Genomic DNA, 12622 nt, shown 5'->3' on the forward strand with positions numbered 1-12622 from the left:
AGCAGGCGAAGGAGCTCGGGATCAGCGAAGAGGAAGTGGTGAAGAAGGTGATGCTCGGCAATACGGTCGACGGCGTGTTCACGACCGTTCAGGACGTCGCGCAGACGGTGCTGTTCCTGTCGGCCTTCCCGAGCGCCGCGCTCACGGGCCAGTCGTTCATCGTCAGCCACGGCTGGTTCATGCAATGAAGCCGCACGCCCGCACCGAAAAGCAGGCCGTCGATGCGGCGGACCTGCATCACGAGGCCGGCGCACCAGCCGCCGCGCGCACGCTGCCGTACGAGACGATCGCGCTCGTGCTGCAAGGCGGCGGCGCGCTCGGCGCGTACCAGGCCGGCGTGTTCGAAGGGCTGCACGAGGCGGGCATCCCGCTCGACTGGATCGCGGGCATCTCGATCGGCGCGCTCAACACCGCGCTGATCGCGGGCAATGCGCCCGAGCATCGGGTCGAGCGGCTGCGCGAGTTCTGGGAAACGATCTGCAAGCCGGCGTTCTTCCCGACGATTCCGGCCGCATTCGAGTTCGCGCTGTTCAACAGCATCGACCAGGTCCGTACGTTCTTCACCGCGTCGCAAGCGGCGAGCGCGATGATGCAGGGCCAGCAGGGCTTCTTCGTGCCGCGCTTCCCGCCGCCGCTGCCGGGCGTGTCGGATCACCCGGAGAAGATCAGCTGGTACGACACGTCGCAACTGCGCGCGACGCTGCTGAAGCTGTGCGATTTCGACCGGATCAATTCGGGCGAAACGCGCGTGTCGGTCGGCGCGGTCAACGTCGGTACCGGCAACTTCGTGTACTTCGACAACTCGCGCATCCGTCTCGCGCCCGAGCATTTCATGGCGTCCGGCGCGCTGCCGCCCGCGTTCCCGCCGGTCGAGATCGACGGCGAGTACTACTGGGACGGCGGTGTGGTGTCGAATACGCCGCTGATGGAAGTGCTCCGCGCCCGGCCGCGCCGCGACACGCTCGCGTTCCAGGTCGATCTGTGGAGCGCGCGCGGGCCGCTGCCGCGCACGATGGCCGACGTCGCCGAGCGCACGAAGGACGTGCAGTATTCGAGCCGCACGCGTTTCGTCACCGACACGCTGCAGCGCGAACAGCGCTACCGCAACGTGCTGCGCCACGTGCTCGACCAGGTACCGGAAGCGCAGCGCAAGGCGGATCCGTGGTGCGTCGAGGCCGATGCGATGTCGTGCAGCAAGAAGTACAACATCCAGCACCTGATCTACCAGCAGAAGGCGTACGAGCATCACTACAAGGACTATCAGTTCGGTCTGTCGACGATGCGTGACCACTGGTCCGCGGGTCTCGACGACATCCGCAAGACGCTCGCGGTCAAGGACGGCCTCGCGCTGCCCAACAACGACGCGGGCTTCGTGACGCACGACATTCACCGCAAGCGGTAATGCCGTGTGCGACGGATCGGCGCGATGCATGCGCCGGTCCGTCCTCTTCTCCGTTCAGACATGCCGATTTTCATTGCACTGTTCGCGCTCATCGCTCTCGGATGGGGCGCGGTTCACCTGTTTCACGTCATCGCCGCGCAGTTCGGCCAGCCGGTCGCGATCGCGGCCGCCGTGCTCGCCGCCGCGATCCTGATCGCGCTGGTCGTGTGGTGGATCAAGCGCCGCCGCGATATCGCACCGAATACGAAGGAGGAAGGCTGGACCCACGTCGTGCATCGCGCGTGGGGCGAGTTGCGGCTATCCGCGACGCAGGGGTTGCTGTGGTTGTCGCACGACGGCGCGGACGGCCGCTATACGCTGTCGCAACTCGATGGCTGTCAGGCCGCACCGATCGGCGGCCGCTGGCATCTCGTCGTGCGCGTGCGCGACGCCGTGCGCAGCGAATGGAAGCTGCCGATGACGGACAAGCGCGATGCGCAGCGCTGGGCACGCGTGCTGACGCTCGCGAAGGACAACCGGCTCTGGAACAGCGCGCGGCCGATATGCACGTGCGCCCGGCACGAGCCGCCGCGCCGGCTGTCCCGTCGTGCGCGCGCTAGCGCGCCTTCAGCGCCCACAACGCATCGAGCACGTGCTGGGTCGCCCGCTCGACCGGCCCCGCCCGATGGGCAATCCCCAGCTCTCGCCACAGCGCCGGGCGCAACGCCCGCATGACGATGCGTGCGTCGGGTAGCGGCGCACCCGCCTCGTGCGGCAGCAGCGTCGCGCCGTAACCCGCCGCGACCAGGCTCTTGATCGCATCGTTGTAGTTAAGTTCGATCCGCGGCTCCGGCCGGTGGCCGCCGAGCGCGAACCATTCCGTCGTGAGCCGCGACAGGCGCGTGGTCGCATCGTTGAGAATCAGCGGGCGGGCGGCCAGGTAGCCGGGCGTCACGCGCGCCGGAAGCGGCCAGTCCGCCGGCAGAAACGCCATCACCGGATCGCGCCGCCACGCACGGATCGACAGCCCCGCGACCGCCGTCTGCGGCAGCGCCACCAGTCCGACATCGAGCGTGCCCTGCGCAATGCGCGCCAGCGTGTCGTGCGACGTGAGCACCGCGATCTGGACATCGATGTCCGGATGCGCATCGCGTAACCGGGCCACCGCCTGCGGCAACAGATGCGCGATCGCCCCGGTCGATGCACCGAGGCGTACGCGCCCGGACAGCCCCTGCACCTGCCGCTGCACATCGTCCAGCGTGGATTCGACCTCGGCCAGCAGGCGGCGCGCCCGTTCCACCAGCACTTCGCCGATCGGCGACGGCCGTACGTTGCCACGCGTGCGGGACAGCAATGGTGCGCCGATCCGGCTTTCCAGTTCGGCAATGTGAAGACTGACGGTCGGCGGCGCGAGATGCAGCCATTGCGCCGCCGCGACGAAGGACCCGTGGTCCGCAATGGCGACCAGCGTGCGCAGGCGGTCCAGGCTGATCTCTCGCATCCTTCACCTCTCGTTCAAGAAAACTGAATCTGGCAGTCAGCAAATTCAACTTTTCCTATTCTAGGTGTTCGGCGGACGATACGGCTTTCCCGACGACCGAACCGAAGGAACGCGACCCTCATGAGCCAGCCCATTGTCTACATCGACGGCGATCAAGGCACGACCGGATTGCTGATCCACGAACGCCTGCGCGGGCGTGACGACCTGCAGCTCGTCACACTGCCGGACGCCGAGCGCAAAGACCCCGTTCGGCGCGCCGAAGCGATCAACGCAGCCGACATCGCGATCCTGTGCCTGCCCGACGCGGCCGCGCGCGAGGCGGTCGCCTTCATCCGCAATCCGGCGGTGCGCGTGATCGACGCGAGTTCGGCTCACCGCACGCAGCCGGATTGGGTCTACGGCTTTCCCGAGATGGCCGACGGGCACGCGCAGACGATTGCGCACGCGCGGCGTGTCACCAATCCGGGCTGCTACCCGACCGGTGCGATCGCACTGCTGCGGCCCCTGCAACAGGCCGGCCTGCTGCCGCGCGACTACCCGGTGAGCATCCATGCCGTCTCCGGGTACTCGGGCGGCGGACGGGCTGCCGTCGACGCATTCGAGTCGAACGATGCTTCGCAAGCCAAACCGCTACAGGTCTACGGCCTCGCACTCGCGCACAAGCATGTGCCGGAGATCCAGCTGCATGCCGGCCTGACGAGTCGTCCGATGTTCGTGCCGGCCTACGGTGCCTATCGGCAAGGCATCGTGCTCACCGTGCCGATCGAGTTGCGCCTGCTGCCTGCCGGCGTCACCGGTGAGCAGTTGCATGCGTGTCTTGCGCACCATTACGCCGGCGCGCGTCACGTCGACGTCACGCCGCTCGCGGCGACGCAAGCGATCACGCATCTCGATCCGCAAGCGCTGAACGGCACGAACGACTTGCGGCTCGGCGTGTTCGTCAATGCCGAACACGGCCAGGTACTGCTGTCCGCCGTGTTCGACAATCTCGGCAAAGGGGCATCCGGCGCAGCGGTGCAGAATCTCGACCTGATGCTCGGCGCGGCAAAAGCGGCGTAAGCCGCGTGCGGGCACCATCGTCGGCCGGCCCTACACATCGCGGAAGCGATGCGAGGGTCACCGTTCGACGCGACCGGCTCGCGACGCGATGGTGAGCCGGAAACGGGGCTTGCCGACGTTCCGCACATGCCCCCGTAAAAGCTCACCTTTAGCCGGTTTCAGGCCGTCTCGTCACCCGCGGCGGCATTCAAGCCGGCCAGCGTCTCCACCAGAAAATCCACGCACACGCGCACTTTCGCCGACGCCGCCACGCGTTCCGGATACACGGCCCAGATGTTCGCGGGCTGGATTGCGTCCGGCAGCACGCGACACAGCGCGCCGCGTTCGATCAGCGGCGCGGCTTCCCAGATCGAACGCAACACGATGCCGCGCCCGGCCAGTGCCCACTGCACGGCCACTTCGCCATGGTTCGTCGACAGCGCGCCGCCGACCTTCACCGTTGCCGTTTCGCCGCGCACGTTCAGCCGCCACACGCCGAACGGGTGATCGCGCTCCTTGATGGCCAGACAGTCGTGCGACGCGAGATCCGCGAGCGAACGCGGCGTGCCGCGTCGTGCGAGATAGTCGGGCGCTGCACACAGCACGCGGTAGTTCGCGGCGAGGCGGCGCGCGATCAGATGATCGGCGATCTCGTCGCCGATGCGCACGTCGAGGTCGTAGCCTTCACCCGCGACGTCGACGAGCCGGTCGAACAGATCGAGCCGCACGTTCAACTGCGGAAAGCGTGCGGTGAAGTCGAGCAGCGCCGGCGCGACGATGTGCCGGCCGAAGCCGAAACTGCTCGAAATGCGCAGCGTGCCGCGCGGCACCGTGCGCGTGGTCGACACGTCCTCGACGAGATGATCGACGTCGTCGAGGATCTTCTCGGCGCGCGCGTACACGCGTTCGCCGGCTTCCGTCACCGTCACGCGGCGCGTCGAGCGATGCAGCAGGCGCGTGCCGAGCTGCGCCTCGAGCAACGCGATGCGCTTGCTGACATAGGCGGGCGACACCGCGAGCTGCTCGGCGGCCGCGCTGAAGCTGGTCAGGCGGACAACCAGGCTGAACACGCGCAGGTCGTCCAGATTCGGCGATTTGTTCACGATTCGTGGAAAGTCGATTAACCTTTCGCACGATTTTAATCTGAATGGAAATAAATAGAATGATGTAACGCGCCGCTACCGCCCGAGGCAGCCGGCCGCCCAGCCAAGGAGATTTGCATGACCGACAGGACTTACAAGATCGCCGTGATTCCCGGCGACGGCATCGGCCGCGAAGTGATGCCCGAGGGCCTGCGCGCACTCGACGCCGTGACCGCACGCTTCGGCGTGCGCTTCGACTTCGTCCAGATCGACTGGGCGAGCTGTGACTACTACGCGCAGCACGGCACGATGATGCCGGACGACTGGAAGGCGCAACTGTCGGGCATGGACGCGATCCTGTTCGGCGCGGTCGGCTGGCCGGCGACGGTGCCCGATCACATTTCGCTGTGGGGCTCGCTGCTGAAATTCCGCCGCGAGTTCGACCAGTACATCAACCTGCGTCCCGCACGCCTGTTCGACGGCGTGCCGTCGCCGCTCGCCGGCCGCCGCGCAGGCGACATCGACTTCATGATCGTGCGCGAGAACACCGAGGGCGAATATTCGTCGGTCGGCGGCACGATGTTCGAAGGCACCGAACGCGAGATCGTGATGCAGCAGTCGATCTTCACGCGTCACGGCACCGAGCGCGTGCTGAAATTCGCGTTCGACCTCGCCCAGCGGCGCGCGAAGCGCCTCACCGTCGCGACGAAAAGCAACGGCATCGCGATCAGCATGCCGTGGTGGGACGCGCGCACGGCCGAGATGGCCGAACGCTATCCCGACGTCGCCGTCGACAAGCAGCACATCGACATCCTGTGCGCACGCTTCGTGCTGCAGCCGGACCGCTTCGACGTCGTCGTCGCGTCGAACCTGTTCGGCGACATCCTGTCGGATCTCGGGCCGGCCTGTACCGGCACGATCGGCATCGCGCCGTCGGCGAACCTGAACCCCGACCGCAAGTTTCCGTCGCTGTTCGAACCCGTGCACGGCTCCGCGCCCGACATCGCGGGGCAATTCATCGCGAACCCGGTCGCGATGATCTGGTCGGCAGCGTTGATGCTCGACTTCCTCGGCAACGGCGCGGGCCCCGAACGCGAAGCGCACGACGCAATCGTCGCCGCGATCGAGGACGTGCTGCGCACGGGGCCGCATTCGCGCGATCTCGGCGGCAACGCGGGGACGCAGGAAGTGGGTGAGGCGATCGCCGCGCGGATCGCGGGCTGACGATCGTGCCCGGCGTGATCGCATGCGCCGGGTGGTGACTGCGCGAATCGGCGAGCGGTGATAGGCGAGCGGTGAGCGGTGAGCGGTGAGCAACACGCAACGCATTTGCGCACGCGTGCGAATTTCGTCGCCTGCACTGTGGAGTCGAGTGGTGAGCAACGCCGCACCGCAACGCGCACGGCTCTCGCTATCCGTCGACGTTGACGTCGACACGATCGGTGAGTTGCACACCGCGCGCGTGCACACCGATCGTCAATCCACTGCCGGTGCTGTGCGATCGGTGAGATGCGTCACGCCGTGAAGCACACCGTTGCATGCGGACACGTGCATCACGAGATGCCAACATGTGCGGCGCGTTGGCTTTGCCCGATGCGATGCCGCGTCGAACGGCTCACTACACACAGTCCGACGCGACATTTCACCTCCTCCCGAAAAATCTCACCCTCAGCGCACCGACTCCCGAATTTCCTCACCGTTGCATCTCGGTGACGTGTTCGTCGATCCGCCGAGTCGAGCCGACGCGCGCGTCACAGCCCGAGATCGGACAGCCCCGGATGATCGTCCGGACGGCGGCCGAGCGGCCAGTGATAGAGACGATCCTGCTCGCGAATCGGCAGGTCGTTGATGCTCGCGTGACGATGCGCCATCAGGCCATTCTCGTCGAACTCCCAGTTTTCGTTGCCATACGAACGGAACCAGTTGCCGGCGTCGTCATGCCATTCGTATGCAAAGCGCACCGCGATGCGATTGCCGTCGAACGCCCACAGCTCCTTGATCAACCGGTAGTCGAGCTCGCGCGCCCACTTGCGCTGCAGCAGCCCGACGATCTCGTCGCGGCCGGTCACGAATTCCGCACGGTTGCGCCATCGGCTTTGCGGCGTATAGGCGAGTGACACGCGCTGCGGGTCGCGCGTGTTCCACCCGTCCTCGGCGGCGCGCACCTTCTGGCGCGCCGTTTCGAGCGTGAAGGGCGGAACGGGCGGACGGACTTCAGGGGAAGCGGACATGGGTTGCTCCTGGTCAGGTTCTGGCCACGGACGCCCGCGGCCGGTTCGGATTCGCTGCTTCGACTAGCGGGACACCGTGTCGAGCAGCAGTTCGGCCGTTGCGCGCGCGTCGCGCGCAGCGTTTGCATCGCCGTTTACGAGCGCCACGCCGATTGCACCGTCGATCAGCACGAGCCATTGGCGCGCCAGACGCGCGAGCCCGCGGCGCTCGATGCCGGTTTCGTCGGCATACGCATCGAACCGCTCGCGTACGAATGCCAGCAGGCGTGCCTTGTGCTCGCGTGCGACGACGCGCACGGGGTCATCCGCGTCGGGAATCTCGCCCGATGCGTTCAGGAACGCGCAGCCGTGAAAGTCGGGCTGCCCGAACCAGTCGCGCAGCACGTCGAACATGCCGAGCAACTGCACGCGCGGCGCCTTGCCGCGCGCCAGCGTGGCATCGACGAACCAGCGCATCCAGCGCTCGTCGCGACGTTCGAGCGCGGCCACGACCAGCGCCTCCTTCGATTCGAAATGCGAATAAAAGCTCTTTCGGGCCGCGCCGGATCGCTTGACGATCGCATCGACGCCGGTGGCATGGATGCCGCCCGAATAGATCAGCGCTTCGGCTGCATCGAGCAGCCGGTCGCGAACGCCCGGTTCGGCGGAGGAGTCGTGAGGTGTGTTCATGGGTTTACGGTAGAACGATCGTTCTCCGTCGTCAACACCCGCATGGAAAAGCCCTGTCGGCGAGAGGGCTGAATCGCGGCCTGGCCGCGTGACGTGGCCCGCCGCGTTTACGACATTTTTGCTTGAAGCGGACGCGCGACGCTCACTACACTTCGGTCACCCTGTCTGGGCGAAAGGACATCATGCAGCGACCGGAATCCGCGCGCCCCGCGCGCGCCTATGCGGCTTATGCGAAGCGGCTCGACGGCCGCGTCGTCGTGCGGCGCTTCGACCCGCGCAGCGATTCGTACGACGCGCTGACCGCGCTGCTGCATCGCGCGTTCGCATCGCTTGGCGCACTGGGCTTCAATTGCCCGGGCGTCGATCAGCCGGCCTCGGCGACACGCGAACGCGTGCTCACCGGCGAGTGCTTCGTCACGCTCGGCAATGCGCACCTGGTCGCGACGATGACGATGCGTTCGCACGATCCCGATTCCCGCTGCGATCCGTACCGCAGCCGGCACGTCGCGACGCTCGGCCAACTGGCCGTCGATCCCGTCTGGCAGGATCGCGGCATCGGCCGTTCGCTGCTCGCGTTCGCGCAACGGCGGGCCGCCGCGCGCGGCGCGACACACCTCGCGCTCGACGCGCCATCTGCGGCCGTCCGGCTCATCGATTTCTATCGACGCGAAGGATTTCAACCGGTCGACGTGATGCGCTTTCCGGGACACAACTACGACAGCACGATCCTGTGCAAATCGGTCAGCGTCGGGAGCGGTCGCATCGTTGCCGGCGATACGACGCAGTTCGACGTTACGCGGCACGTCGGAGCCGCTTCGTGAAACACGATATGCCGAAGCGCGAGGGTGACGACGATCACACCGGGCTCGACGTCCGGCAGGCACGGTTGCGAGCGGCGCAGCGGCTGCGCGGCGTGTTGAAGCTGACGCTTCTCACGATCGCGGTCGCCCAAGCGCTGGCGTTCGCGTTCGAAAGCCTGCTGGTGATGGCCGGCTTCGCGCCGGATGCCGCGACGGTGCTGCTGTTCCGCTTCGTCACGTGCGCGCTCGTCAGCTTCTGGCTGCAGGCGGACGCGTTGCGCGCCTATCAATACGCGGCGCAACACGGGTTCGTCACCGTTCCCGGCGCGCACGGCGATCCGGCCGACATCGCGCCGCAATGCCCGAAGCGCTGGCTCGTCATGTTGAGTCTTCAGCTCGACCCGCGAGGGGCGAATGGTGAGCGGATCAAGTAGCGGCCTGCGCACCGGTCGATATCCATCGATGTCGATCGCTTTACGCATGAGTGAGTCGCAACGACGCGTGAAGGCTCACGGTTGATGGTGCGGTTCGGCGAGGCATCGCATGGCGTACGTAGCGAACCATCGCGCCGCAAGCCAGGAGGGAAGTGCCCGGAAGAGGGGGAGCAAGTGCCGAACGGCGTGATGGCGCGTAGCGGGACGACTGCCGACAGGTGAAGTGAACGTGCGATTGCAGGTCACCGATGTGCGACGGTACCGCGATTCGGTGCGCAAACACAGCTCCCGAATAATCTCACCTTGAGCGCGGCTTCGCATGCTTCGACTCGCACACGCAGACGTAAAACAGAAACGGGGCGGGCGGCAAACACGCCGCACCGCCCCTTCTCGGCACTCAGGCCGTCCAGTCGAGAATCACCTTGCCGCTTTCACCCGACAACATCGCGGCGAAGCCTTTCTCGTAATCGTCAGCCGCAAAGCGATGCGTGATGATCGGCGACAGGTCGAGGCCGCTCTGCAGCATCGCGACCATCTTGTACCAGGTCTCGAACATCTCGCGACCGTAGATGCCCTTGATCTCGAGCCCCTTGAAGATCACCTGGTTCCAGTCGATCGCCGTCTGCGCCGGCGGAATGCCGAGCAGCGCGACCTTGCCGCCGTGGTTCATCGCCTCGAGCATGCTCGTGAACGCGCTCGGCACGCCCGACATTTCGAGGCCGACGTCGAAGCCTTCGGTCATGTGCAGGTCGGACATCACGTCGCGCAGAGACTCGCGCGCGACGTTGACCGCACGCGTCGCGCCCATCTTGCGCGCGAGTTCGAGCCGGTAGTCGTTGATGTCGGTGATGACGACGTTGCGCGCGCCGACGTGCTTCGCGATCGCGACGGCCATGATGCCGATCGGGCCGGCGCCGGTGATCAGCACGTCTTCGCCGACGAGGTTGAATGACAGCGCCGTGTGCGTCGCGTTGCCGAACGGATCGAAGATCGATGCGAGGTCGTCGGAAATCTCGGGTGGAATCTTGAATGCGTTGAACGCGGGAATCGCCAGATACTCGGCGAACGCGCCTTCGCGGTTCACGCCGACGCCGACCGTGTTGCGGCACAGATGCCGGCGCCCCGCGCGACAGTTGCGACAGAACCCGCACGTGATGTGGCCTTCGCCGGACACGCGATCGCCGATCGCGAAGCCGCGCACTTCCTGCCCCATCTCGACGATCTCGCCGACATATTCGTGGCCGACGTGCATCGGCACGGGAATCGTCTTCTGCGCCCAGTCGTCCCACTTCCAGATATGGATGTCGGTGCCGCAGATCGCCGTGCGGCGGATCTTGATCAGAACGTCGTTGTGGCCGACTTCGGGGCGCTTCACGCGCGTGAGCGTGAGGCCGGGGCCGCGCTCGAGCTTTGCCAGTGCTTTCATGATCGCGCCTCCGTCAGATGATGCCGAGCGACTTGCCGACGCGCACGAACGCGGCGACCGCCTGGTCGATCTGCTCGGGCGTATGCGCGGCGCTCATCTGCGTGCGGATGCGCGCGCGGCCGCGCGGTACGACAGGGAACGAGAAGCCGATCACGTAGACACCTTCGTCGAGCAGCTTGTCGGCCATGTTCGTCGCGAGCTGCGCGTCGCCGAGCATCACCGGGATGATCGGATGCGCGCCGGGCACGAGCGTGAAGCCGGCTTCGGTCATCTGCTGGCGGAACCGCGCGCCGTTTTCGCGCACGCGCTCGCGCAGCTTCGCGCCTTCGTCGCTGCCGAGCAGCTCCAGCACCTTCAGCGATGCCGCGGCGATGCTCGGCGTGAGCGTGTTCGAGAACAGGTACGGGCGCGAGCGCTGGCGCAGGAGTTCGATGACCTCGCGACGCGCGGCGACATAGCCGCCCGATGCACCGCCGAGCGCCTTGCCGAGCGTGCCCGTGATGATGTCGACGCGGCCTTCGACGCCGCAGTGCTCGGGCGTGCCGCGGCCATGCGTGCCGATGAAGCCGACCGCGTGCGAATCGTCGACCATCACGATCGCGCCGTAACGATCGGCGAGATCGCAGATGCCTTTGAGATCGGCGATGATGCCGTCCATCGAGAACACGCCGTCGGTCGCGATCAGCTTGTGGCGCGCGCCCGCCGCGTCGGCCTCCTTGAGCTTCGCCTCGAGGTCGGCCAGGTCGTTGTTCTTGTAGCGGAAGCGCTTCGCCTTGCAGAGGCGAACGCCGTCGATGATGCTCGCGTGGTTCAGCTCGTCGCTGATCACCGCGTCGTTCTCGTCGAGCAGCGTCTCGAACAGCCCGCCGTTCGCGTCGAAGCAGCTCGAATAGAGGATGCTGTCCTCGGTGCCGAGAAACGCGGCCAGCGCGCTTTCCAGTTGCTTGTGCACGGTTTGCGTGCCGCAGATGAAGCGTACCGATGCCATGCCGAAGCCGTCCTGGTCGAGGCCGGCCTTCGCCGCGTCGATCAGGCGCGAATCGTTCGCCAGACCCAGATAGTTGTTCGCGCAGAAATTGAGCACGCCGGCACCACCGGCGAGCCGCACGTCCGCCGCCTGGGGACTCGCGATCTCGCGCTCGGTCTTGTAAAAACCGTCCGCACGGATCTGGTCCAGCGTCCCGCGCACCTGGGCGAGAAAGGCATCACGCATCGCAAAGCTCCTGACAGGGTTTCGCATTCCGCAACGCGCCACTCGTGGCGGCGGGGCAGCGGCCTGCTACTGTTATAGTCGGTCGTTCGGTTGACCGCATTTATCCGATATTCCGAACTAGAATTCGAAATATCGAACAACTCTAAGCGAACGGAATCCAAATGGCAAGTTCCTCCGGTTCGCGGCGCACGCCCGCCAGCGCCGCCCCGCAACCGTCGGCCGCAACGCCGCCGCGTGTCGGCGAGCAGATCCAGCGGCTGCGCAACGAACGCAAGCTGACGCTCGACGACCTGTCGCGCGCGGCCGGCGTATCGAAATCGATGCTCTCCGAGATCGAACGCGACAAGGCCAACCCGACGATCGCCGTGGCGTGGCGGCTGACGAACGCGCTCGGCATCACGCTCGACGAGCTGTTCTCGCAGCCGAAGGCGCCCGAGACGATCCGGGTAGACGGCCCGCACGACATCCCGACACTCGCCGGCCACGACGGCCGCTACCAGTTGCGTGTGTGGGGCCCGATCGACCTCGCCGGCAAGTTCGAGTGGTACGAGCTGACGCTGCCGGGCGGCGGTGCGCTGGTGTCGAACGCCCACGAACCCGGCACGCGCGAACACCTCACCGTGCTGCAGGGCGCGATGGAAATCGAAGCCGCGGCCGCCAGCCGGCGCCTGAAGGTGGGCGACACCGCGCGCTACCCGGCCGACGAGCCGCACGCAATCCGCAATCCCGGCAAGACCGAAGCGCGGGCATTGCTGATCGTGATCCATCGCTGACGGCGCGCATAGCTGGCCAAACGGCCAAAGGATCTGTTGCAGGCCAGTTGCGGAAAGTACTGTATGTTTGTACA

Annotated in this window: 12 protein-coding genes and 2 pseudogenes; 8 read left to right on the forward strand and 6 right to left on the reverse strand. The window is 66.4% G+C overall.

What is annotated here, in order from left to right:
* The 3 genes and pseudogenes from CFB47_RS18055 to CFB47_RS18065 all read left to right on the forward strand — a co-directional run.
* Window positions 1-188, forward strand: a pseudogene (locus CFB47_RS18055) (3-hydroxybutyrate dehydrogenase); the annotation flags it as partial.
* Window positions 185-1402, forward strand: coding sequence for a patatin-like phospholipase family protein (locus CFB47_RS18060; RefSeq protein WP_179243675.1), 1218 nt, complete (start codon window positions 185-187; stop codon window positions 1400-1402). The pseudogene CFB47_RS18055 and the gene CFB47_RS18060, both read left to right, overlap by 4 nt.
* 60 nt (window positions 1403-1462) lie before the next feature.
* Window positions 1463-1924, forward strand: a pseudogene (locus CFB47_RS18065) (signal peptide protein); the annotation flags it as partial.
* A gap of 73 nt (window positions 1925-1997) precedes the next feature.
* Here the strand turns inward: CFB47_RS18065 and CFB47_RS18070 are convergent.
* On the reverse strand, window positions 1998-2882 hold the full coding sequence (locus tag CFB47_RS18070) for a LysR family transcriptional regulator (RefSeq protein ID WP_089443708.1): 885 nt from the start codon (window positions 2880-2882) through the stop codon (window positions 1998-2000).
* 120 nt (window positions 2883-3002) lie between these two features.
* Between CFB47_RS18070 and argC the strand changes: the two genes are divergently transcribed.
* Window positions 3003-3941 carry an N-acetyl-gamma-glutamyl-phosphate reductase gene (gene argC / locus CFB47_RS18075; RefSeq protein WP_089461849.1) on the forward strand — a complete coding sequence of 313 codons (939 nt, stop codon included), beginning with the start codon at window positions 3003-3005 and terminating at the stop codon, window positions 3939-3941.
* Window positions 3942-4099: 158 nt separating this feature from the next.
* Here the strand turns inward: argC and CFB47_RS18080 are convergent, their stop codons facing one another.
* Complete coding sequence (locus CFB47_RS18080; protein WP_089461850.1) at window positions 4100-5023, reverse strand: LysR substrate-binding domain-containing protein; 924 nt, start codon at window positions 5021-5023, stop codon at window positions 4100-4102.
* 117 nt (window positions 5024-5140) lie between these two features.
* On the opposite strand from CFB47_RS18080, the gene CFB47_RS18085 reads away from it, so the two are divergent.
* Entirely contained in the window at window positions 5141-6226 is a 1086-nt protein-coding gene (locus tag CFB47_RS18085) for a tartrate dehydrogenase (protein ID WP_089459277.1), read from the forward strand.
* Between the two features lie 527 nt (window positions 6227-6753).
* Here CFB47_RS18085 and CFB47_RS18090 read toward each other — a convergent pair.
* Together CFB47_RS18090 and CFB47_RS18095 are read right to left on the reverse strand one after the other, a co-directional pair.
* A complete protein-coding gene (locus tag CFB47_RS18090; protein ID WP_039344601.1) occupies window positions 6754-7233 on the reverse strand; it encodes a nuclear transport factor 2 family protein in 480 nt (159 codons plus the stop codon).
* A 63-nt stretch (window positions 7234-7296) separates the two neighbouring features.
* Window positions 7297-7902, reverse strand: a complete 606-nt coding sequence (locus CFB47_RS18095) for a TetR/AcrR family transcriptional regulator (RefSeq protein ID WP_089459276.1) — start codon at window positions 7900-7902, stop codon at window positions 7297-7299.
* Between the two features lie 182 nt (window positions 7903-8084).
* Between CFB47_RS18095 and CFB47_RS18100 the strand changes: the two genes are divergently transcribed.
* Complete coding sequence (locus CFB47_RS18100) at window positions 8085-8723, forward strand: GNAT family N-acetyltransferase (protein WP_089461851.1); 639 nt, start codon at window positions 8085-8087, stop codon at window positions 8721-8723.
* Complete coding sequence (locus tag CFB47_RS18105; protein WP_256946706.1) at window positions 8720-9136, forward strand: hypothetical protein; 417 nt, start codon at window positions 8720-8722, stop codon at window positions 9134-9136. The genes CFB47_RS18100 and CFB47_RS18105 overlap by 4 nt, the downstream gene beginning before the upstream one ends.
* A 397-nt stretch (window positions 9137-9533) precedes the next feature.
* Here CFB47_RS18105 and tdh read toward each other — a convergent pair whose 3' ends face one another.
* The gene (tdh, locus tag CFB47_RS18110; RefSeq protein WP_011356765.1) at window positions 9534-10562 is read right to left on the reverse strand and encodes an L-threonine 3-dehydrogenase; all 1029 of its coding nucleotides are present in this window, start codon (window positions 10560-10562) and stop codon (window positions 9534-9536) included.
* 13 nt (window positions 10563-10575) lie between these two features.
* Window positions 10576-11775, reverse strand: coding sequence for a glycine C-acetyltransferase (locus CFB47_RS18115; protein WP_089461853.1), 1200 nt, complete (start codon window positions 11773-11775; stop codon window positions 10576-10578).
* Window positions 11776-11936: 161 nt separating this feature from the next.
* Between CFB47_RS18115 and CFB47_RS18120 the strand changes: the two genes are divergently transcribed.
* Window positions 11937-12548, forward strand: a complete 612-nt coding sequence (locus CFB47_RS18120; protein WP_089461854.1) for a helix-turn-helix domain-containing protein — start codon at window positions 11937-11939, stop codon at window positions 12546-12548.
* Window positions 12549-12622: the final 74 nt, after the last annotated feature.

Source organism: Burkholderia sp. AU27893 (genome assembly GCF_002223205.1).
Lineage (GTDB): Bacteria > Pseudomonadota > Gammaproteobacteria > Burkholderiales > Burkholderiaceae > Burkholderia.

Excerpts from the sequence above, each read along its gene's own strand:
- CFB47_RS18060 (WP_179243675.1), top strand. The coding sequence starts at position 185 with ATGAAGCCGCACGCCCGCACCGAAAAGCAGGCCGTCGATGCGGCGGAC.
- CFB47_RS18070 (WP_089443708.1), bottom strand. The coding sequence starts at position 2,882 with ATGCGAGAGATCAGCCTGGACCGCCTGCGCACGCTGGTCGCCATTGCG.
- argC (WP_089461849.1), top strand. The coding sequence starts at position 3,003 with ATGAGCCAGCCCATTGTCTACATCGACGGCGATCAAGGCACGACCGGA.
- CFB47_RS18085 (WP_089459277.1), top strand. The coding sequence starts at position 5,141 with ATGACCGACAGGACTTACAAGATCGCCGTGATTCCCGGCGACGGCATC.
- CFB47_RS18090 (WP_039344601.1), bottom strand. The coding sequence starts at position 7,233 with ATGTCCGCTTCCCCTGAAGTCCGTCCGCCCGTTCCGCCCTTCACGCTC.
- CFB47_RS18095 (WP_089459276.1), bottom strand. The coding sequence starts at position 7,902 with ATGAACACACCTCACGACTCCTCCGCCGAACCGGGCGTTCGCGACCGG.
- CFB47_RS18100 (WP_089461851.1), top strand. The coding sequence starts at position 8,085 with ATGCAGCGACCGGAATCCGCGCGCCCCGCGCGCGCCTATGCGGCTTAT.
- tdh (WP_011356765.1), bottom strand. The coding sequence starts at position 10,562 with ATGAAAGCACTGGCAAAGCTCGAGCGCGGCCCCGGCCTCACGCTCACG.
- CFB47_RS18115 (WP_089461853.1), bottom strand. The coding sequence starts at position 11,775 with ATGCGTGATGCCTTTCTCGCCCAGGTGCGCGGGACGCTGGACCAGATC.
- CFB47_RS18120 (WP_089461854.1), top strand. The coding sequence starts at position 11,937 with ATGGCAAGTTCCTCCGGTTCGCGGCGCACGCCCGCCAGCGCCGCCCCG.